19 protein-coding genes and 1 other annotated feature are annotated in these 20,685 nt (G+C 38.8%); of the genes, 16 read left to right on the forward strand and 3 right to left on the reverse strand.

The genetic code is table 11. The annotated features are described in order from the left end of the window. The first annotated feature begins 21 nt into the window (after nucleotides 1-21). The 16 genes from HMPREF1519_RS06330 (at nucleotide 22) to ileS (ending at nucleotide 16,885) form a co-directional block, all read left to right on the forward strand. On the forward strand, nucleotides 22-459 hold the full coding sequence (locus tag HMPREF1519_RS06330; protein WP_022496825.1) for a Fur family transcriptional regulator: 438 nt from the start codon (nucleotides 22-24) through the stop codon (nucleotides 457-459). Nucleotides 460-562: 103 nt separating this feature from the next. Next, a complete protein-coding gene (locus HMPREF1519_RS06335) occupies nucleotides 563-769 on the forward strand; it encodes a YqgQ family protein (RefSeq protein ID WP_014634249.1) in 207 nt (68 codons plus the stop codon). Further along, the gene (locus tag HMPREF1519_RS06340; protein ID WP_022496826.1) at nucleotides 762-1,730 is read left to right on the forward strand and encodes an ROK family glucokinase; all 969 of its coding nucleotides are present in this window, start codon (nucleotides 762-764) and stop codon (nucleotides 1,728-1,730) included. Before HMPREF1519_RS06335 ends, HMPREF1519_RS06340 begins: the two co-directional genes overlap by 8 nt. A gap of 144 nt (nucleotides 1,731-1,874) precedes the next feature. Beyond that, the gene (gene typA, locus HMPREF1519_RS06345; protein WP_002884130.1) at nucleotides 1,875-3,725 is read left to right on the forward strand and encodes a translational GTPase TypA; all 1,851 of its coding nucleotides are present in this window, start codon (nucleotides 1,875-1,877) and stop codon (nucleotides 3,723-3,725) included. 19 nt (nucleotides 3,726-3,744) lie between these two features. Then, nucleotides 3,745-4,014 (forward strand): DUF3165 family protein, encoded by a 270-nt coding sequence (locus tag HMPREF1519_RS06350; RefSeq protein ID WP_002884134.1) that lies wholly within the window; start codon nucleotides 3,745-3,747, stop codon nucleotides 4,012-4,014. Nucleotides 4,015-4,141: 127 nt separating this feature from the next. Then, complete coding sequence (gene murD / locus HMPREF1519_RS06355) at nucleotides 4,142-5,494, forward strand: UDP-N-acetylmuramoyl-L-alanine--D-glutamate ligase (protein WP_022496827.1); 1,353 nt, start codon at nucleotides 4,142-4,144, stop codon at nucleotides 5,492-5,494. 3 nt (nucleotides 5,495-5,497) lie between these two features. Continuing rightward, nucleotides 5,498-6,568, forward strand: coding sequence for a UDP-N-acetylglucosamine--N-acetylmuramyl-(pentapeptide) pyrophosphoryl-undecaprenol N-acetylglucosamine transferase (locus tag HMPREF1519_RS06360; protein WP_037611520.1), 1,071 nt, complete (start codon nucleotides 5,498-5,500; stop codon nucleotides 6,566-6,568). Nucleotides 6,569-6,577: 9 nt separating this feature from the next. After that, entirely contained in the window at nucleotides 6,578-7,720 is a 1,143-nt protein-coding gene (locus HMPREF1519_RS06365) for a cell division protein FtsQ/DivIB (protein ID WP_022496828.1), read from the forward strand. Nucleotides 7,721-7,846: 126 nt separating this feature from the next. Beyond that, nucleotides 7,847-9,223 (forward strand): cell division protein FtsA, encoded by a 1,377-nt coding sequence (gene ftsA / locus HMPREF1519_RS06370; protein WP_022496829.1) that lies wholly within the window; start codon nucleotides 7,847-7,849, stop codon nucleotides 9,221-9,223. 28 nt (nucleotides 9,224-9,251) lie between these two features. Beyond that, nucleotides 9,252-10,574, forward strand: coding sequence for a cell division protein FtsZ (gene ftsZ / locus HMPREF1519_RS06375; RefSeq protein WP_002884133.1), 1,323 nt, complete (start codon nucleotides 9,252-9,254; stop codon nucleotides 10,572-10,574). 2 nt (nucleotides 10,575-10,576) lie between these two features. Further along, entirely contained in the window at nucleotides 10,577-11,260 is a 684-nt protein-coding gene (locus HMPREF1519_RS06380; RefSeq protein WP_022496830.1) for a YggS family pyridoxal phosphate-dependent enzyme, read from the forward strand. Between the two features lie 4 nt (nucleotides 11,261-11,264). Next, entirely contained in the window at nucleotides 11,265-11,849 is a 585-nt protein-coding gene (locus HMPREF1519_RS06385) for a cell division protein SepF (RefSeq protein WP_002884074.1), read from the forward strand. 3 nt (nucleotides 11,850-11,852) lie between these two features. Further along, complete coding sequence (locus tag HMPREF1519_RS06390) at nucleotides 11,853-12,110, forward strand: YggT family protein (protein WP_022496831.1); 258 nt, start codon at nucleotides 11,853-11,855, stop codon at nucleotides 12,108-12,110. Continuing rightward, nucleotides 12,110-12,913 carry a YlmH family RNA-binding protein gene (locus tag HMPREF1519_RS06395; RefSeq protein ID WP_022496832.1) on the forward strand — a complete coding sequence of 268 codons (804 nt, stop codon included), beginning with the start codon at nucleotides 12,110-12,112 and terminating at the stop codon, nucleotides 12,911-12,913. Before HMPREF1519_RS06390 ends, HMPREF1519_RS06395 begins: the two co-directional genes overlap by 1 nt. A gap of 52 nt (nucleotides 12,914-12,965) precedes the next feature. After that, entirely contained in the window at nucleotides 12,966-13,841 is an 876-nt protein-coding gene (locus HMPREF1519_RS06400) for a DivIVA domain-containing protein (RefSeq protein ID WP_002884119.1), read from the forward strand. Beyond that, nucleotides 13,828-14,040: a binding site (T-box leader), on the forward strand. (Overlaps the previous gene by 14 nt.) Before the next feature lie 46 nt (nucleotides 14,041-14,086). Further along, a complete protein-coding gene (gene ileS, locus HMPREF1519_RS06405) occupies nucleotides 14,087-16,885 on the forward strand; it encodes an isoleucine--tRNA ligase (protein ID WP_037611522.1) in 2,799 nt (932 codons plus the stop codon). Between the two features lie 91 nt (nucleotides 16,886-16,976). Here ileS and nrdF read toward each other — a convergent pair whose 3' ends face one another. The 3 genes from nrdF to nrdH all read right to left on the reverse strand — a co-directional run bounded on the left by nrdF (nucleotide 16,977) and on the right by nrdH (nucleotide 20,568). Next, nucleotides 16,977-17,936 carry a class 1b ribonucleoside-diphosphate reductase subunit beta gene (gene nrdF, locus HMPREF1519_RS06410; protein WP_021144365.1) on the reverse strand — a complete coding sequence of 320 codons (960 nt, stop codon included), beginning with the start codon at nucleotides 17,934-17,936 and terminating at the stop codon, nucleotides 16,977-16,979. 157 nt (nucleotides 17,937-18,093) lie between these two features. Next, nucleotides 18,094-20,253 carry a class 1b ribonucleoside-diphosphate reductase subunit alpha gene (gene nrdE / locus HMPREF1519_RS06415; protein ID WP_013990782.1) on the reverse strand — a complete coding sequence of 720 codons (2,160 nt, stop codon included), beginning with the start codon at nucleotides 20,251-20,253 and terminating at the stop codon, nucleotides 18,094-18,096. 90 nt (nucleotides 20,254-20,343) lie between these two features. Continuing rightward, a complete protein-coding gene (gene nrdH / locus HMPREF1519_RS06420) occupies nucleotides 20,344-20,568 on the reverse strand; it encodes a glutaredoxin-like protein NrdH (protein ID WP_003096895.1) in 225 nt (74 codons plus the stop codon). Nucleotides 20,569-20,685: the final 117 nt, after the last annotated feature.

A 20,685-nucleotide genomic window follows, 5' to 3' on the forward strand; every position in this document is an offset into this window, starting at 1 on the left:
TAGAAGAAGGGAGGCGGCGATATGTCTGAGCATCGACGTAGTCTAGGCGTTTATGAAGATGTCCTAACTCAGTTAAAAGCTAAAGGAATTCGGTTGACGGAATCTCGTAAAGCTGTTATTCGCTATTTGATGATGTCTGATCAACACCCTAGTGCAGATGTGATATATTATGACCTACTCCCTGACAATCCTGGGATGAGTTTGGCGACGGTCTATAACAACCTAAAGGTGTTGGTTGAAGAAGGGATTGTCTCTGAAATCAAGGTTAATAATGATAATACAACCTATTATGATTTTATGGGACATGACCACTTAAACATTGTTTGTGAAAAATGTGGTCACATTACTGACTTAGACTTACCGATTCCGTCTTTCAAGGAAGAGGTAGAATCACAAACTGGATTTCGCATTACTCGTGAACAGATGATTTTACATGGGATTTGCCCGAATTGTCAATAACCTGAGTCTAAATGACTTAGGTCTTTTTTTGAAGTATACAATAATCTGTAAAGGTTTTCAAAACTATCTTGTCATGGCAGAAGCTTTTTGCTAAAATATTGCTATGAAAACTTTATATGACGTTCAACAGTTGTTGAAACAGTTTGGCATAGTAGTTTACCTGGGAAAAAGGCTCTATGATATCGAAATGATGAAGATTGAATTAGAAGCCCTCTACCAGAATGGTTTGGTGGACAAGGACAGCTACCTTACTGCTGAAATGATTTTACGACGTGAACATCGCATTGAAATGGAGAAAGAAAATGAGTAAAAAACTCTTGGGAATTGACCTTGGTGGAACAACTGTTAAATTTGGTATTTTGACTTCAGAAGGTGAAGTGCAAGAAAAATGGGCGATTGAAACAAATACGCTTGAAGGTGGTCGTCACATCGTCCCTAATATCGTGGAGTCTTTAAAACACCGTTTGGAAATGTACGGACTTACTGCAGAAGATTTCATTGGAATTGGTATGGGTTCTCCAGGAGCTGTTGATCGTGAAAATAAAACGGTCACTGGTGCTTTCAACTTGAACTGGGCAGAAACTCAAGAAGTTGGATCTGTCATCGAAAAAGAACTCGGTATTCCATTTGCGATTGATAATGATGCTAACGTTGCTGCCCTCGGTGAACGTTGGGTTGGTGCTGGTGCTAACAATCCTGATGTTGTCTTTGTGACATTAGGAACAGGAGTTGGTGGCGGCGTTATCGCTGATGGTAACTTGATCCATGGTGTTGGCGGTGCTGGTGGTGAAATTGGCCACATTATCGTTGAGCCTGAAACAGGATTTGAATGTACTTGCGGAAACAAAGGATGCTTGGAAACTGTAGCTTCTGCAACAGGTGTCGTACGTTTGGCACGTCATTTAGCAGAAGGATATGAAGGTGACTCTTCTATTAAAGCTGCTGTAGATAATGGTGAGCAAGTAACAAGTAAAGATATTTTCGTTGCCGCTGCCGAAGGCGACAAGTTTGCTAATAGCATCGTTGACAAAGTCTCTGAATACCTCGGACTTGCAACAGCAAATATCTCAAATATTCTCAACCCAGATTCAGTTGTCATCGGTGGTGGTGTTTCAGCAGCCGGTGAATTCTTGCGTAGCCGTGTTGAAGGATACTTTACACGTTATGCATTCCCACAAGTTCGCCGTACAACAAAAGTGAAATTAGCAGAACTTGGAAATGATGCTGGTATCATCGGAGCTGCTAGCCTTGCACTTACAATTGATAACTAATGAATGACAGAAGGTGTGTCTGACCAATTATAGGTGGACAGCACCTTTTTCTTGTTGAAAAACGTTTACAATCAGCTGAGCTCTGCCATTTTGTTGAAAATGTGGTATACTTTAAAAGTTGAAATAAAAATTAAAGAGGAAAAAATGACTAAACTTAGAGAAGATATCCGTAACGTAGCCATCATTGCCCACGTTGACCACGGTAAAACAACACTTGTTGATGAATTGTTGAAACAATCACACACTCTTGACGAGCGTAAAGAGCTTGATGAGCGTGCAATGGACTCTAACGATCTTGAAAAAGAACGTGGAATTACCATCCTTGCTAAAAATACAGCCGTTGCTTATAACGGTACACGTATCAACATCATGGATACACCAGGTCACGCGGACTTCGGTGGAGAAGTTGAACGTATCATGAAAATGGTTGATGGGGTTGTTCTTGTTGTCGATGCCTACGAAGGTACAATGCCTCAAACACGTTTTGTGTTGAAAAAAGCACTCGAGCAAAACTTGACACCTATCGTTGTTGTTAACAAGATTGATAAACCATCAGCTCGTCCTGAAGAAGTTGTTGATGAAGTTCTTGAACTTTTCATCGAGCTTGGTGCTGATGATGATCAGTTGGAATTCCCAGTTGTGTATGCTTCAGCGATTAACGGAACATCATCATTATCAGATAACCCTGCTGATCAAGAGCACACTATGGCTCCAATCTTTGACACTATTATTGACCACATCCCAGCTCCTGTAGATAACTCAGACGAGCCTCTTCAATTCCAAGTGTCACTTCTTGACTACAATGATTTCGTTGGTCGTATCGGTATTGGACGTATCTTCCGTGGAACTGTAAAAGTCGGTGACCAAGTTACCCTTTCAAAACTTGATGGAACAACAAAGAACTTCCGTGTTACTAAGCTTTTCGGTTTCTTTGGTTTGGAACGTCGTGAAATTGAAGAAGCAAAAGCTGGTGATTTGATTGCCATCTCAGGTATGGAAGACATCTTCGTTGGTGAAACAATTACACCAACTGATGCTGTTGAACCATTGCCAGTTCTTCGTATTGACGAACCAACACTTCAAATGACTTTCTTGGCTAATAACTCACCGTTTGCAGGTCGTGAAGGTAAACACGTGACATCACGTAAGGTTGAAGAGCGTCTCTTGGCAGAGTTGCAAACAGACGTATCTCTTCGTGTTGATCCAACTGATTCACCAGATAAATGGACTGTCTCAGGTCGTGGGGAATTGCACTTGTCAATCCTTATCGAAACAATGCGTCGTGAAGGATACGAACTTCAAGTATCTCGTCCAGAAGTTATCATCAAAGAAATTGATGGCGTGAAATGTGAGCCATTTGAACGTGTTCAAATTGATACTCCAGAAGAGTACCAAGGTTCTATCATCCAAGCCCTTTCAGAACGTAAAGGTGATATGCTTGATATGCAAATGGTTGGTAACGGTCAAACACGTCTTATCTTCCTTGTGCCAGCTCGTGGACTTATCGGATTCTCAACTGAATTCTTGTCTATGACACGTGGTTACGGTATCATGAACCATACCTTCGACCAATACTTGCCAGTTGTTGCTGGTGAAATTGGTGGACGTCACCGTGGTGCCCTCGTATCTATCGATACAGGTAAAGCGACAACTTACTCAATCATGCGTATTGAAGAACGTGGTACAATCTTTGTTAACCCAGGTACTGAAGTTTATGAAGGTATGATTGTTGGTGAAAATGCTCGTGAAAATGACCTTGGTGTCAATATCACTACAGCAAAACAAATGACAAACGTGCGTTCAGCAACTAAGGACCAAACGGCTGTTATCAAGACTCCACGTATCTTGACTCTTGAAGAATCACTTGAGTTCTTGGATGACGATGAGTACATGGAAGTAACGCCTGAATCTATCCGCTTGCGTAAACAAATTTTGAATAAAGCAGAGCGTGATAAAGCCAATAAACGTAAGAAAAAAGCAGCAGAAGCTGAATAATATATAGAGAGGAGAAGAGATGTTTTATCTGATTGTTGCTATATTGATTGCATCATTCTATTTCTTTATTGCACCAAAGTCGGTAAAAAACACCATGAATCTTCTCTTTGTCATGGCTACCTTAGCATTGCTCCTACTTTTAGCAGTGCTATCAATCATTAAATTCTTCAGTTTACCTGGTGAGTTCTTTGTTACGGTGGGAATGCTTGTATTGAGCTATTTCACCTTGAAAGATTTTTTCGCTATGTCAGAGCTTAATCATGAAAAAGCTGAACATGAAGATAAATAAGTAGCATGAGATTAAAAGTCAATCGAATAGATTGGCTTTTTCTTTTGCCAAGAAGAGGTAACTCCTTGAAATAGCTTGGGATAAAGGGTAAAATGATTATGATACAATTTGAGAGAATGGACGAATTATGAAATCAGTAACACAATTTGAAAATAAAAAAGTTTTGGTCCTTGGTTTGGCTAAATCTGGTGAAGCAGCTGCCCGCCTATTGGCTAAGTTGGGTGCTATTGTCACAGTAAATGATGGTAAACCATTTGAGGAAAATCCGTCAGCACAGGCGCTTCTTGAAGAAGGGATTAAGGTTGTCTGTGGCGGACATCCTCTTGAACTTTTGGATGAAAATTTTGAACTAATGGTGAAAAATCCTGGAATTCGTTATGACAATCCAATGGTAGCTCGTGCACTTGAAAAAGGCATTCCTGTTTGGACTGAAGTGGAATTAGCTTACCTAGTATCTGAAGCACCTATTATCGGTATTACAGGCTCAAATGGTAAGACAACAACGACAACTATGATTGCTGATGTCCTAAACCATGGTGGCAAATCGGGTGTCTTGTCTGGAAATATCGGTTTTCCTGCGTCAGAAGTTGCACAGTCAGTTACTGCTCAAGATACCTTAGTTATGGAATTGTCTTCTTTCCAATTGATGGGGATTGACAGCTTCCATCCACATATTGCTGTGATTACTAACTTGATGCCGACACATATTGACTATCATGGTAGTTTTGAAGAATATGTGGCTGCTAAATGGAATATTCAAAATCAGATGACTGCGGATGATTTTGTTGTTTTGAACTTCAATCAAGATTTAGCTAAGGAATTGGCTACACAAACTAAAGCACAAGTAGTTCCATTCTCAACAGTGGAAAAAGTAGATGGTGCCTATCTTGAAAATGGTGGTCTCTACTTCAAAGGTGAATTGGTGATGCAAGCCGATGAGATTGGCGTTCCTGGTAGTCACAATGTTGAAAATGCCTTGGCAACTATAGCTGTAGCAAAATTGTCAGGTATTTCAAACCAAGCTATCAAGGAAACTCTCGCAAGCTTTGGTGGGGTTAAGCACCGTCTCCAATTCGTTGACACTATCGATGAAGTGAAATTCTATAATGATAGTAAGTCAACAAACATTTTAGCGACACAAAAAGCACTTTCTGGTTTTGATAATAGCAAAGTCATTTTGATTGCCGGTGGTTTGGACCGTGGTAATGAATTTGATGAACTCATTCCTGACATTACTGGTCTTAAGAAAATGGTGATTTTAGGAGAATCAGCTCCCCGTGTCAAACGTGCTGCTGATAAAGCGGGCGTGACTTATCTTGATGCCAAAGATGTGGCAGATGCGACACGTATTGCTTTTGATCAAGCAAGTGCAGGAGATGTTGTCTTGTTGAGCCCTGCAAACGCAAGTTGGGATATGTACAAGAATTTCGAAGTGCGTGGTGACGAATTTATCACAACTGTTGAGCAATTGAAGGGATAGTCTATGGCAAAAGCGAAAAAGATTGTTTTTACCGGTGGTGGAACCGTTGGACATGTGACTTTAAATCTTATCTTAATTCCAAAATTTCTCAAAGATGGATGGGAAGTGCACTATATCGGTGACAAGCACGGGATTGAACATGAGCAGATTGATAAATCTGGCTTAGATGTGACTTTCCATAGTATTGCTACAGGTAAACTACGTCGTTATTTCTCATGGCAAAATATGTTGGATGTCTTTAAAGTTGGTTGGGGAATTCTACAGTCTATTGCAATTATTGCCAAGATTCGCCCCCAAGCACTCTTTTCAAAGGGTGGATTTGTCTCAGTGCCACCGGTAATTGCTTCTAAATTATTAGGAGTTCCTGTATATGTGCATGAGTCTGACCTTTCTATGGGCTTGGCCAATAAAATTGCCTATAAATTTGCGACTACTATGTTTACGACTTTTGAACAATCAAAAGGATTGGCAAAGACAAAACATGTAGGTGCTATTACAAAGGTAGGAATGGCGACATCTAATCAGTCTGGTGCCCTTGATAAGATTAAAGAACAGTTTGATGACAACTTAAAAACTGTCCTTTTCATTGGTGGTTCAGCTGGTGCAAAGGTATTTAATGATTTTATTAGTAATACTCCACAGCTGACTGAAAAATATAATGTCATTAATATTTCTGGGGACTCTTCATTGAATACCTTAGAACGTCATCTTTATAGAGTTGATTATGTGACAGATTTGTACCAACCTCTTATGGATACGGCAGATTTAGTTGTAACTCGTGGTGGCTCAAATACGATTTTCGAATTGTTGGCTATGAAAAAACTTCATTTAATTATTCCTTTAGGGAAAGAAGCTAGCCGAGGAGACCAACTTGAAAATGCTGCCTATTTTGAACGAAAAGGCTACGCACGTCAATTACAGGAAACAGAATTAAGTTGGGAAACCTTGAATCATGAGCTTGAACAACTTGTTGAACATGCAGAGACTTACAAAGAAGCGATGGCTAAATCTGATGAAATCACTTCTCCTGATGATTTTTATAACCTATTAGTGACTAGTATTTCAAAAAAATAAAGGAATTTCATGGCAAAAAAGGATCAAGAATCACAAGAAAAACAAGTTCTTACAGAGTGGCAGAAGAGAAATCTCGAATTTTTGAGAAAAAAAGAAACCGAAGATTCTGAAGAATTTGCGAATGGAAAGGTCGTTCATTCACAAGAAGCGACTTCAAATGAGAGCCAGCCACCAGTGAAAAAGAAGGTTAAAAAGAAAAAAAAGACCAAAAGGAAGAAACGAAAAAAAGGTAATACAACTAGTAATATTCCAATTGCACAACAAAATCTTGCAGGACTAGTTGTTTTTATCGCTGCACTCCTAATCGTATTTTCACTTTTCTTTATTTCACCTTGGTCAAAACAAAAGGTTCTCACTGTATCAGGAACAAAAAATGCTTTACCAGAAGATGTGAAAGTTGCAAGTGGTATTCTTGATACAGACTATATCACTCATGTCTTTTTCAACCAAGGAAAGGTTGCATCAACTGTTGAAAAAACTAATGTTTGGGTTAAAAAGGCTACAGTTACATATAGTTTTCCAAATCAATTTAATATTGCAGTAAAAGAATACCCAATCGTGGCTTATCGTCAAACTACAAATGGTTATGTTTCTATTCTTCAAAGTGGTAAGACAGGAGGAACAGTTTCAACTAGTAATCTACCTGATAAATTCATCACCTTAAAGATGGATGACGAGAAGAAAATCGAAGAGTTAGTAAAAGAATTAAATAAACTTGATACAAAAATCAAGAATAATATTCAAATTATTAATCTTACGCCTACTAAAGCAACTTCAGATTTACTAACGATTGAGCTGTATGATGGCAATTCCATTCGTGTTCCACTTTCTCAATTAACAGTTAAGCTTCCTTACTACGAGAAAATTAAGAGTCAACTTTCAGATGGAAGTATTGTAGATATGGAAGTTGGACTTTATACAACGACTCCTGAAGTTGAATCATCAAAAACTGATGGGGATAAAAAGAAAGATAAAGATAAGACTGATAAAAAAGAAGAAAATGCAACTTCTGAAGAAGGTCAAGATACTACAACATCAACGGAAAAGCATTCTGAAGAAGAAACTATTTCTGAAAATTCAGGTATTCAAACAGAAGAAAATCCACCAGTTGGTCAGGAAACAACTCATCGGACTTCCCCTGCTCAAGGCTAATATTGAATAATAAAAAACGTAAAATGCTGACATTTTACGTTTTTTTATGGTACAATAGTATCCGAATAATTCTGTTTTTATACAGTTTACAAAGATATTGAATGGAAAGATTGAGAGGTCGAGTGAATGGCTAGAGATGGCTTTTTTACAGGATTAGATATAGGAACTAGCTCGATTAAGGTTCTTGTTGCTGAGTTTATTGATGGATCAATGAATGTCATCGGAGTAAGTAATGTTAAGAGTTCTGGTGTGAAAGATGGCATCATTGTTGACATTGACGCTGCAGCGAAATCAATCAAAACAGCTATTGAACAAGCAGAAGAAAAAGCTGGGATTGTTATTGAGCAAGTGAACGTTGGGCTTCCAGCTAATCTTCTTCAAATTGAGCCTACACAAGGTATGATTCCTGTAACAAGTGAATCAAAAGAAATCAAAGATGAAGATGTTGAAAGTGTTGTTCGCTCAGCCTTGACAAAGAGCATTACACCTGAGCGTGAGGTTATCTCACTAGTTCCTGAAGAGTTTATTGTTGATGGCTTCCAAGGAATTCGTGATCCTCGTGGAATGATGGGGATTCGTCTTGAAATGAGAGGTCTCATATACACAGGTCCAACAACAATTCTTCACAACCTTCGTAAGACAGTTGAACGTGCTGGTATTCAAGTAGAGAATATTATCATCTCTCCTCTTGCAATGACACGTGCTGTTCTAAATGAAGGTGAACGTGAGTTTGGTGCTACTGTTATTGATATGGGTGGCGGTCAAACAACTGTTGCAAGCATGCGTGCTCAAGAACTTCAATTTACCAATATTTATTCTGAAGGTGGCGAGTACATCACTAAGGATATTTCAAAAGTTTTGAAGACTTCAATGCAGATTGCTGAAGCACTTAAGTTCAATTTTGGTAATGCAGATATTGAAGAAGCAAGCGAAACAGAAACTGTCCAAGTAGAAGTTGTAGGTGAGAATTCACCAGTTGAGATTACAGAAAAATACCTTGCTGAGATTATCTCAGCTCGTGTGAAGCATATCCTTGATAGAGTTAAACAAGACTTGACTCGAGGACGTCTACTTGATTTGCCTGGTGGCATTGTCCTTGTAGGTGGAACAGCTATCATGCCAGGTGTGGTTGAAGTTGCTCAAGAAATTTTTGAGACAAATGTTAAACTTTACGTGCCAAATCAAGTTGGTATCCGTAATCCAATGTTTGCAAATGTGATTAGTCTTGTTGAGTATGTTGGTCTTCTTACAGAAGTTGATATCATCGCGCAACAAGCTGTGTCTGGTGAAGAGTATCTTCGTCGTAAACCAATCGACAATGAGGCTCCTGCCTTGAGTTTTGATAGAACTCCTGCTCCAGCACCTCGAGTGGCTCCTCAACCAAATCCTATTCCAGTTGAGAATACCATTGAGGTACCTCTGCCAGTTGAAGAAGAAAATCATGAACAAAAACAAAAACTTGGTGATCGTGTTCGTGGTATTTTCGGCAGTATGTTTGATTAATTGAATCTAGTAAAAGCGAGGAAATAAAATGAGTTTTTCATTTGATAGCGCATCAGTTCAAGGTGCGGTAATTAAAGTTATCGGTGTCGGTGGAGGTGGCGGAAACGCCATCAACCGAATGATTGAAGAAGGTCTTGCTGGTGTTGAATTTATTGCAGCTAATACTGATATTCAAGCACTCAGCTCTTCTAAAGCAGAAACAGTAATCCAATTGGGTCCTAAATTGACTCGTGGCCTTGGTGCCGGAGGTCAACCTGAAGTTGGTCGTAAGGCAGCTGAAGAAAGTGAAGAAACACTTACAGAAGCACTTACAGGAGCTGATATGGTCTTTATCACTGCTGGTATGGGTGGTGGCTCTGGTACAGGGGCAGCACCAGTTATTGCACGTATTGCGAAAAGCTTGGGTGCATTGACAGTTGCAGTTGTGACACGTCCATTTGGATTCGAAGGTAACAAACGTGGTGCCTTCGCTGTCGAAGGTATTCAAGAGTTGCGTGAGCAAGTTGATACCCTTCTTATTATCTCTAACAATAACCTTCTTGAAATCGTTGATAAGAAAACACCACTTCTTGAAGCTCTTAGTGAAGCAGATAATGTTCTTCGTCAAGGGGTCCAAGGTATTACGGACCTTATCACTAACCCAGGTTTGATCAACCTCGACTTTGCCGATGTGAAAACAGTTATGGCAAATAAAGGTAATGCACTTATGGGTATTGGTATTGGTTCAGGTGAAGAACGTATTGTTGAAGCTGCGCGCAAAGCAATCTATTCACCACTTCTTGAAACTACTATTGATGGTGCAGAAGATGTTATCGTTAACGTAACTGGTGGTCTTGATATGACGCTTACAGAAGCAGAAGAAGCATCTGAAATTGTTGGTCAAGCAGCTGGTAGCGGTGTTAACATTTGGCTTGGTACATCAATCGATGATACATTGAAAGATGAAATCCGTGTAACTGTTGTTGCAACTGGAGTTCGTCAAGATCGTGCTGAAAAAGTATCTGGTATGAAAGCTCAGCCACGTAAAGTGACTACAGCTCCTTCACAACCATCAGCTCCTGCTCAACAAGTTGTTCAAGAAGAGCAACGTCCAGTTTCTCAACCTTCATTTGAACGTCAACCAAATTTTGACTATAATGAAACACCTTCAATGCCTCAAGCAGGAGTTCGTCCTGCAGCGGCAGCTCCTCAACAAGAGCAGTCAGCTTTTGGTAATTGGGATTTGAGACGTGATAATATTTCTCGTCCTGAAACTGGTCAACTAGATAGTCAATTGACTATGTCTACATTCTCAAGTGATGTTGAAGATGATGATGAATTGGAGACACCACCATTCTTTAAAAATCGTTAATAATGACTATAGAAGAGAATAAAAATAATGTTTATCAAGCGGTAAAAAAAGCTTGTGATAAGGCTAATCGCTCTAGTGATGATGTCAATATTATTGCTGTAACCAAATATGTTTCAAGTGATGTCGCTGAAGAATTGGTTAAAACAGGAATCAAGCACATTGCTGAAAATCGCGTTGATAAATTCTTAGATAAGTATCAAGCTTTAAAAAATTATGATTTGACTTGGCACCTTATTGGTACCCTGCAACGTCGTAAAGTAAAGGATGTTATTAATTTAGTTGATTATTTTCATGCTTTGGATTCTGTTAAATTGGCAGAGGAAATTCAAAAGCGTGCCGACCACACTATTAATTGCTTCCTACAAGTTAACGTTTCAGGTGAGGAGTCAAAACATGGTTTTTCACCTGAAGAACTTGATACTGTTCTAAAACAAATTGAAAATCTTGATAAGATTTGTATAGTTGGACTCATGACTATGGCTCCAATTGATGCAGATGCTCAAGAACTTGATAAGATTTTTGCTGAGACAAATGAACTTAGAGAATCAATTCAAGAGAAAAAACTAAAGAATGTTCCTTGTGATCAGTTAAGCATGGGGATGAGTCGAGACTATGACATGGCTATTCAGAATGGATCAACCTTTGTCAGAATAGGCAGTGCATTCTTTAAAGAGAACGGAGAATAACCTTATGGCATTAAAAGACGCAATTGATAAAATTGTTTCATATTTTGATACCGACGAAGTAACAGATTATGAAGATGCTGCTAAAGAAGAGGCTAAAGAACGTCCAGTGAAAGCACAGAAACCTGTGCAGACACGACCTCCTCGTCAGCAACGTCAACCTGAGCGTTCTCAGGCAACAGTCCCTCCTCGTCGCCAACATGTTCATTCAGACTTACAGGAAACTCAAGTCCTTCGTAGTTTACCTCTGAGTCGTTCACAAGCAAATCAGGGACCACAACAGATGAATACAACTAAAACAACAATTGCAATTAAATATCCTAAAAAGTATGAAGATGCTCAGGAAATTGTAGAATTATTGATTGAAAACGAATGTGTTTTAATCGATTTTCAATATATGTTGGAAGCGCAAGCTCGTCGTTGTCTTGACTTTATCGATGGTGCTAGCAAGGTACTTACAGGCAACTTGCAAAAAGTTGGCTCTTCAATGTATTTGCTTACGCCAATTAATGTCGTTGTTGACATCGAAGAGATTGGGTTGGCTCACGGCAACCAAGAAGCTAATTTTGACTTCGACATGAAGAGACGTTAAACGATGTCTGTATTACTTTATGTTATTTGGGCACGTGTTGTTAACGTGATAGAGATTCTTCTTGTAGTCTATGCTTTGTTGTCCTGGTTTCCAGGAGCTTATGATACTAGCCTTGGAAGAATCATTAGACAAATTGTTCAACCGATTCTCGCACCATTTCGTCGCCTGAATTTAACTTTTGCTGGTATTGATTTTTCAATATTGGTAATTGTACTTCTACTAAACTTTTCACTTAGAATTCTTAGATTTATTCTACTCTGATGTCAGATATAAAAAATATTGAACAACATTACTCGTTAGATGAACGTCCTTTTCTAGAGAAGGTTAGGGGATTTTGTCAATTAGTTGATGATAGGTACAGTCCTTACTTAACTGATTTCTTGAATCCTCGTGAAATTCAGATTGTTGAAGAGTTAGCTCATTACTACAATTTAAAATTTTTTGTGAGTTCTACTCTTGAATCTGAAGAGTATGGAAGAGTTATTCTTGCTCCCGAATATTACGAGCTTGATGACGATGACTTTGAAATTAAACGACTAGAAATCTCTTATGCGAGACAGTTCAATAAATTGACACACCCAAAAGTTTTGGGAGCACTGATTAATCAACTTGGTCTTGACCGTCAAGTATTTGGAGATATTATTCTTGATGAAGAAGGACGCGTTCAATTTTCCATTGCTTCTCATTTAGCAAGTTATGCGATAATGACTATTACTAAGATTGGTAATGTTTCGGTTACTCTAAAAGAAGTAAGTAAAGACGATTGGATTTCAAATCAAGAAAATTATTCACAATCTTTTGTTTTACTTTCCAGTATGCGTCTTGATAATGTGTTGGCGACGGTACTAAACCTATCCCGTTCTAACGCCTTAAAACTTATTGCTTCTGGAAAAGTTAAATTAAATTATAGACAAATTGAGAAGGCTAATCAGACGGTTATGATTGGTGATATGATTTCGGTTAGAGGTTATGGTCGATTTCGACTAGCTCAACGAGACGGATTTTCAAAGTCCGGGAAAGCTAAAATCGTTATTGAAAGTCTGTTAAGACGGAGAAAAAAGTAGTTATTTAATTTAAACCATCAGATATGGTAATGAAAAATAAAGGAGGCCTGTAATGGCTATTACAGCACTTGATATTAAAGATAAACAGTTTACAACTAAATTTCGTGGATATAATGAGCAAGAAGTTGATGAATTTCTTGATATTATTGTAGATGATTACGAAGATTTGGTTCGTGATAATCGTGAACTTGCTGCTCGTGTAAAAGAGCTTGAAGAAAAATTGGCTTATTTTGATGAAATGAAAGAATCATTGAGTCAATCAGTTATTTTGGCTCAAGAAACAGCTGAAAAAGTTAAAGCTTCAGCGGCTGACGAATCAGCTAACTTGATTAATAAGGCTAACTTCAATGCTACTCATTTGGTTGAAGAAGCTAAATCTAAGGCATCTGAAATTCTTCGTGATGCAACAGATGAAGCCAAACGTGTTGCCATCGAAACAGAAGAACTTAAGCGTCAAAGTCGTGTCTTCCACCAACGCCTATTGGCTGCAGTTGAAGGTCAACTTAGCTTAGCAAGTGCTCCAGAATGGGGTGAATTGTTGCAACCAACAGCTATTTATCTTCAAAATTCAGATGCTGCCTTTAAAGAAGTTGTTGAAAAAGTTTTGGATGAGCATGTACCTGATTCAAATGATGCAGCTTCATTTGATGCAACTCGTCAATTCACTCCTGATGAAATGGCTGAACTTCAACGTCGCGTTGCTGAAAGTAATAAGCAAGTTGAAGATTTCTCTAGTCCAGAAGTTGATGAAACCAACGAAGTTGTCTCAACTCCAGTTGATTTTGGTATTCCAGATACTTTCGAGAGTGAAGTGGCAGATTTCCCAACTTCAGCACCAGTAGATGAAGATTTTGATTTGCAACCTGAGTCAACAGGTGAAATTAATCTTAACGAAACACAAACGTTTAAATTGAATATTAGCGAATAAGAAAAATACAACTTACCAAGTATATTAACAGCGAGTGGGAGATGGTGTGAGTCCCACATTCCCTATTTGGATAGTTATCATTTTCAAGCATTCTAACTGAACTAAGTAAGTTAGAAGGATGGTCCTCCTTACGGACATATGAGGGAGCAAATGTTTTTTGCTCTGAATTAAGGTGGTACCACGAGCTTTCGTCCTTTTTGATGAAGGCTCTTTTTATTAGTAAATTAATTTAAAGAGGAGATATAATGAAACTCAAAGAAACCTTAAATCTAGGTAAGACAGCTTTTCCAATGCGAGCTGGACTTCCTAACAAAGAACCAATCTGGCAAAAAGAGTGGGAAGATGCTAAGATTTATCAACGTCGTCAAGAGTTGAACCAAGGTAAACCTCACTTCACTCTTCATGATGGTCCTCCGTATGCCAATGGTAATATTCACGTTGGACATGCGATGAATAAAATCTCTAAGGATATCATTGTTCGTTCAAAATCAATGTCTGGTTTCTATGCTCCTTACGTTCCTGGTTGGGATACGCATGGTCTTCCAATTGAACAGGTGTTGGCAAAACAAGGTGTGAAACGTAAAGAACTTGATCGTGCTGAATACCTTAAGATGTGTCGTGATTATGCACTTTCACAAGTTGACAAACAACGTGAAGATTTCAAACGTCTTGGTGTTTCGGCTGATTGGGATAACCCATATGTTACTTTGACACCAGACTATGAGGCTGCACAAATCCGTGTCTTTGGTGAGATGGCTAAAAAAGGTTATATCTATCAAGGTGCAAAACCAGTTTATTGGTCATGGTCATCAGAGTCAGCACTTGCTGAAGCCGAAATCGAGTACCATGATTTAGTTTCAACCTCACTTTACTATGCCAATAAGGTTAAGGATGGTAAAGGAGTACTAGATACAGATACATATATCGTAGTTTGGACAACAACACCATTTACAGTAACAGCTTCACGTGGTTTGACTGTTGGTGCAGATATTGAATATGTTCTCGTTAAACCTGCCGGAGAAGACCGCAAATTTGTCGTTGCTTCTGAATTACTTAATAGTCTTTCTGAGAAGTTCGGCTGGACAGATGTGGAAGTACTTCAGTCATACCGTGGTGAAGAATTGAATCAAATCGTCACTGAACACCCATGGGATACAGAAGTTGATGAGGTTGTTATCCTTGGTGATCACGTTACTACTGATTCAGGTACAGGTATCGTCCATACGGCTCCTGGTTTTGGTGAGGATGACTATAACGTAGGTATTGCTAATGGCCTTGAAGTTGCCGTAACCGTTAATGAGCGTGGTATCATGATGGAAAATGCTGGTCCTGATTTTGAAGGTCAGTTCTACGATAAAGTGGCGCCAATCGTTATGGAAAAACTCGGTGATTTGCTCCTTGCTAAAGAAGAAATCTCACACTCATACCCATTTGACTGGCGTACGAAGAAACCAATCATCTGGCGTGCTGTGCCACAATGGTTTGCCTCTGTTTCTAAATTCCGTCAAGAGATTTTGGATGAGATTGAAAAAGTTAAATTCCATTCTGAGTGGGGTAAAGTTCGTCTTTACAACATGATTCGTGACCGTGGTGACTGGGTAATCTCTCGTCAGCGTGCTTGGGGTGTGCCACTCCCAATCTTCTATGCTGAAGATAAAACACCAATCATGACCGAAGAAACAATTGAACATGTGGCTAAACTTTTCGAAGAGCACGGTTCAGTTATCTGGTGGGAACGTGATGCCAAAGATCTTCTTCCAGAAGGCTTTACACATCCAGGTTCACCAAACGGAGAGTTCACTAAAGAAACTGACATTATGGACGTATGGTTTGACTCAGGTTCATCATGGAATGGTGTCGTTGTTAACCGTCCTGAGTTAACTTATCCAGCTGACCTCTATCTCGAAGGTTCAGACCAATACCGTGGATGGTTTAACTCATCACTTATCACATCTGTTGCTAATAATGGTGTTGCACCATACAAACAACTCTTGTCTCAAGGTTTTGCGCTTGATGGTAAGGGTGAAAAGATGTCTAAATCTCTTGGTAATACTATTGCGCCTAGTGATGTTGAGAAACAATTTGGTGCTGAAATTCTTCGTCTTTGGGTAACAAGTGTTGATACAACTAATGACGTTCGTATCTCAATGGATATCCTTAGCCAAGTATCAGAATCTTATCGTAAGATTCGTAACACACTTCGTTTCTTGATTGCTAATACATCTGACTTCAATCCAACAACTGATGCAGTAGCCTTTGAAGACTTGCGTTCTGTAGATCAGTACATGACTATTCGATTTAACCAATTAGTTAAGACTATTCGTGATGCCTATGCAAACTTTGAATTCTTAACTATCTACAAAGCCTTGGTTAACTTTATTAACGTTGAGTTGTCTGCTTTCTATCTTGATTTTGCCAAAGATGTGGTTTACATTGAAAGTGCAGAATCACTTGAACGTCGTCAAATGCAAACAGTCTTCTACGATATTCTTGTCAAGATTACAAAACTATTGACTCCAATCCTTCCTCACACTGCAGAAGAAATTTGGTCATATCTTGAATTTGAAACAGAAGACTATGTTCAATTGTCTGAGTTGCCAGAAGCAGAAGATTTCGCTGGTCAAGATGCACTTCTTGAAAAATGGAATGCCTTCATGGATTTCCGTAGCCAAGCTCAAAAAGCTTTGGAAGAAGCACGTAATGAAAAAGTTATCGGTAAATCGCTTGAAGCTCATTTGACCATCTATCCTAATGCTGAAGTCAAAGAACTTCTTGAAGGTTTGAACACTAACCTTGCTCAACTTTTGATTGTTTCAGCATTGACTATTGCTGAAGGAAATGCTCCTGAGTCTGCTGTAAGCTTTGAAGGTGTAGCATTCACAGTAGAACGTGCTGAAGGTGATGTATGTGATCGTTGCCGTCGTATCGATCCAACTACCAAAGAACGTAGCTACAATGCGACTATCTGTGATCACTGTGCTAGCATTGTTGAAGAAAACTTTGCTGAAGGTGTCGCAGAAGGTTTTGAAGTAAAAGCAAAATAAAATAAAAAGAGTTCAATTTGAACTCTTTTTCTGTTTGTTTTTCGAATATAGTATTGAACACAATAAAAAAACTAGCTCAGCTAGTTTTTTCTTATAGTCCGTAGTTATAATCATCGTCTTGCATGGCTTCAACAGTCCCTAAAAGGTAACCATTACCAACTTGAGAGAAGAAGTCGTGGTTAGATGTTCCTGTAGAAATACCATTCATAACGATTGGGTTAACATCGTTCGCACTATCTGGGAAGAGTGGATCTTGTCCTAGGTTCATGAGAGCCTTGTTGGCGTTATAACGTAGGAAAGTCATGACTTCCTCAGTCCATCCAACAGCATCATAAAGAGATTTAGTGTAGAGCTCTTCATTTTCATACAATTGGTAGAGAAGATCATACATCCATTCACGGAAACTTTCTTGCTCTTCTTCAGGTAATTCGTTGAACCCTAGTTGGAATTTATAGCCAATATAGGTTCCGTGAACAGATTCGTCACGGATAATGAGCTTGATGATTTCAGCGACGTTAGCCAGCTTGTTATTACCAAGATAATAGAGTGGAGTAAAGAACCCTGAATAGAAAAGGAATGTTTCAAGATATGTTGAAGCAACCTTTTTCTGAAGAGGTGTTCCATTTTCATAGATATCGTTAATGATTTTCGCCTTGGTTTGTAGGTATTCGTTACTGTTAGTCCACTCGAAAATTTCTTCAATTTCAGATTTAGTATTCAAAGTTGAGAAGATTGAAGAGTAAGATTTGGCGTGAACAGATTCCATGAACTGAATGTTGTTCAATACAGCTTCTTCATGAGGTGTACGGACGTCTGCACGAATGGCTTCAACACCAGTTTGAGATTGCATGGTATCTAGCAAGGTTAAACCACCGAAAACTTTTCCAACTAAATCCTTTTCTTCAGCTGAAAGTTTACGCCAGTCATCAAGGTCATTTGAAAGTGGGATACGTGTATCTAGCCAAAATTGTTCGGTCAATTTTTCCCAAGTAGATTTATCAATCGCATCTTCGATTTCATTCCAGTTAATGGCTTTGTAGTAAGTTTCCATTAGAAACCTCTTTCTTTATTGATGTCGTTACTATTTTATCATAATTCAAAATCATGATATAGTTTTTTGAGTTGATCTATTAAAAAAGTCGGCGAACCGACCTTTTAATGCATTTTGTAAATAAGAGTAGCGAGGTTGTTATCGTTAAATCACCATCTTAGATGACACAGCTTTCACATTGGTTAGAACCAACCTCTTCACCGTCATCTGTATAAGTACGGATGTAGTAGATTGATTTAATTCCCTTGTTAAAGGCGTAGTTACGAAGGATAGAAAGATCTCGAGTCGTTTGTTTATTTTCTGTCTTCCATTCGTAAATTTCTTTTGGTAACTCACTACGCAAAAATAGGGTTAATGACAAACCTTGATCAACGTGTTCAGTTGCAGCGGCATAAACATCGATAACTTTACGCATGTCCATGTCGTAGGCTGAAGTGTAGAAAGGAATTGTGTCTGTTGAAAGACCGTTGGCTGGATAGTAGATTTTTCCGATTTTCTTTTCTTGACGTTCTTCAATACGTTGTGTAATTGGATGGATAGAAGCCGAACAGTCGTTAATGTAAGAGATTGAGCCATTTGGCGCAACAGCCAAACGGTTTTGATGGTAGAGTCCATCTTTCTTAACGAGTTCACGGAGTTCTTCCCAATCTTTAGCTTGGGGGATGAAGTGGCCATCGAAAAGTTCTTTGATACGGTCAGATTTAGGAACGTATTGGCCTGTAACGTATTTGTCAAAGTAAGAACCATCAGCATATTTTGATTTTTCAAAACCGACAAAGGTTTCTTGACGTTCACGGGCAATGTTGTTAGATTCAACTAAAGTCCAGTAGTTCATAAGCATGAAGTAGATATTAGTGAATTCAACAGATTCAGGGCTACCATACTCGATATGGTGTTTAGCGAGGTAAGAGTGAAGTCCCATAGCTCCCAAACCAAAGGTATGAGCTTGTTGGTTACCATTTTTGATAGATGGAACAGCATCAATACTTGAGCTATCTGTAACAAAGGTAAGCGCACGTGTCATTGCTCTAATCGAACGACCAAAGTCAGGTGAAGTCATCATGTTAAGGATATTAGTTGATCCAAGGTTACATGAAATGTCTGTACCGAGTTTAACAAACTCTTGTGCATCGTTAAGTTCACTTGGTGTTTGAACTTGAAGAATTTCAGAACAGAGGTTGGACATGATAATCTTACCATCGATTGGATTGTGTCGATTGGCTGTATCAACATTGACGATATATGGATAACCTGATTCTTGTTGGAGTTTAGAAATTTCAGTTTCTAGCTCACGGGCATTAATCTTGGTTTTTGTGATATTTGGATTGGCAACCAACTCATCGTACATAGCTGTAATATCAATGTAGTTATATGGTTTACCGTACTCTTTTTCGACTGAGTAAGGACTGAAGAGGTACATATCTTCATTATTACGTGCCAACTCGTAGAATTTATCTGGAACTGTAACACCAAGTGACAGTGTCTTAACACGCACCTTCTCATCAGCATTCTCTTTCTTAGTAGAAAGGAAGGCAAGGATGTCTGGGTGGAAAACATCCAAATAAACAACACCAGCACCTTGACGTTGGCCAAGTTGGTTTGAGTAAGAGAAGCTATCTTCGAAAAGCTTCATAACAGGCACGACACCAGAGGCTGCCCCAGCATATCCTTTGATAGGAGCACCAGCTTCACGAAGGTTAGACAAGCTAATACCTACCCCACCACCAATACGTGATAACTGGAGGGCAGAGTTGATAGAACGTCCGATAGAATTCATGTCATCTGTTACTTGAATAAGGAAACATGACACGAGCTCACCACGACGGCTACGCCCAGCATTTAGAAATGAAGGAGTAGCAGGTTGGTAACGTTGGTGAATCATTTCGTTAGCTAGGTCACTAGCTAGGTTTTCATCACCATCAGCAAAGTAAAGGGCGTTGAATAGAACACGATCTTCAATACTTTCGAGGTAAGACTCGCCATCGTTTGTTTTGAGGGCATATTGTTGGTAGAACTTGTAGGCTGCCATGAAAGATTGGAAGCGGAATTTTTGAGAATGAATTTCTGCAGACAATTTTTCGATGAAAGCAGGCTCGTATTTACCGATGAATTCAGACTCAATATAATCGTTTTCAATCAAATAATTAATTTTATCTGTGATGCTGTTGAATGCCATTGAATTTGGCTTAACGTTTTCAAGGAAGAAGGCACGAAGTGCTTCTTTATCCTTATGCAAAGGAATTTGACCGTTAACAGGACGGTTAATTTCGTTGTTGAGGCGGAAGTATGAAACATCGCCAAGATTTTTTAAAGACATAATACAGATACCAGGCTCAGTTTAATAGTAGATTAAGGTTAAAACATTAAACTAAGCAAACAAGTTCCTTTCTATATAAAAACTTGATAATTAAAGGATTTCTTTAAGTTTAGCCGGTTGAAAACCTGAAAAGACGATATCGCCGGCTTCAATAACTGGAGCAGCAGTAAAACCGAGGCTTTTAACGTAATCGATTTTTTCTGGCTGTTCATCAATGTTGATTTCTTCGAAATCAGCACCTTCCTTTTCCAAGAATTTTTTAGTCATTTTGCACTGCATGCAGTTGTTTTTAGAAAACAATGTGATCTTTGCCATTGCAAATACTCCTTTATAAAAAGATTTTAAGTGGCCAAGAGCCACTTTTTCGACTCTAATAGAATACCCAAAATATAGGGAAAAATCAAGCTAAATATCTTAAGGAAATACAAGATT

Origin of the sequence: Streptococcus sp. SR4, from assembly GCF_000517725.1 — a bacterium.
Taxonomy (GTDB): domain Bacteria; phylum Bacillota; class Bacilli; order Lactobacillales; family Streptococcaceae; genus Streptococcus; species Streptococcus salivarius_F.

Excerpts from the sequence above, each read along its gene's own strand:
- HMPREF1519_RS06330 (WP_022496825.1), top strand. The coding sequence starts at position 22 with ATGTCTGAGCATCGACGTAGTCTAGGCGTTTATGAAGATGTCCTAACT.
- HMPREF1519_RS06335 (WP_014634249.1), top strand. The coding sequence starts at position 563 with ATGAAAACTTTATATGACGTTCAACAGTTGTTGAAACAGTTTGGCATA.
- HMPREF1519_RS06340 (WP_022496826.1), top strand. The coding sequence starts at position 762 with ATGAGTAAAAAACTCTTGGGAATTGACCTTGGTGGAACAACTGTTAAA.
- typA (WP_002884130.1), top strand. The coding sequence starts at position 1,875 with ATGACTAAACTTAGAGAAGATATCCGTAACGTAGCCATCATTGCCCAC.
- HMPREF1519_RS06350 (WP_002884134.1), top strand. The coding sequence starts at position 3,745 with ATGTTTTATCTGATTGTTGCTATATTGATTGCATCATTCTATTTCTTT.
- murD (WP_022496827.1), top strand. The coding sequence starts at position 4,142 with ATGAAATCAGTAACACAATTTGAAAATAAAAAAGTTTTGGTCCTTGGT.
- HMPREF1519_RS06360 (WP_037611520.1), top strand. The coding sequence starts at position 5,498 with ATGGCAAAAGCGAAAAAGATTGTTTTTACCGGTGGTGGAACCGTTGGA.
- HMPREF1519_RS06365 (WP_022496828.1), top strand. The coding sequence starts at position 6,578 with ATGGCAAAAAAGGATCAAGAATCACAAGAAAAACAAGTTCTTACAGAG.
- ftsA (WP_022496829.1), top strand. The coding sequence starts at position 7,847 with ATGGCTAGAGATGGCTTTTTTACAGGATTAGATATAGGAACTAGCTCG.
- ftsZ (WP_002884133.1), top strand. The coding sequence starts at position 9,252 with ATGAGTTTTTCATTTGATAGCGCATCAGTTCAAGGTGCGGTAATTAAA.
- HMPREF1519_RS06380 (WP_022496830.1), top strand. The coding sequence starts at position 10,577 with ATGACTATAGAAGAGAATAAAAATAATGTTTATCAAGCGGTAAAAAAA.
- HMPREF1519_RS06385 (WP_002884074.1), top strand. The coding sequence starts at position 11,265 with ATGGCATTAAAAGACGCAATTGATAAAATTGTTTCATATTTTGATACC.
- HMPREF1519_RS06390 (WP_022496831.1), top strand. The coding sequence starts at position 11,853 with ATGTCTGTATTACTTTATGTTATTTGGGCACGTGTTGTTAACGTGATA.
- HMPREF1519_RS06395 (WP_022496832.1), top strand. The coding sequence starts at position 12,110 with ATGTCAGATATAAAAAATATTGAACAACATTACTCGTTAGATGAACGT.
- HMPREF1519_RS06400 (WP_002884119.1), top strand. The coding sequence starts at position 12,966 with ATGGCTATTACAGCACTTGATATTAAAGATAAACAGTTTACAACTAAA.
- ileS (WP_037611522.1), top strand. The coding sequence starts at position 14,087 with ATGAAACTCAAAGAAACCTTAAATCTAGGTAAGACAGCTTTTCCAATG.
- nrdF (WP_021144365.1), bottom strand. The coding sequence starts at position 17,936 with ATGGAAACTTACTACAAAGCCATTAACTGGAATGAAATCGAAGATGCG.
- nrdE (WP_013990782.1), bottom strand. The coding sequence starts at position 20,253 with ATGTCTTTAAAAAATCTTGGCGATGTTTCATACTTCCGCCTCAACAAC.
- nrdH (WP_003096895.1), bottom strand. The coding sequence starts at position 20,568 with ATGGCAAAGATCACATTGTTTTCTAAAAACAACTGCATGCAGTGCAAA.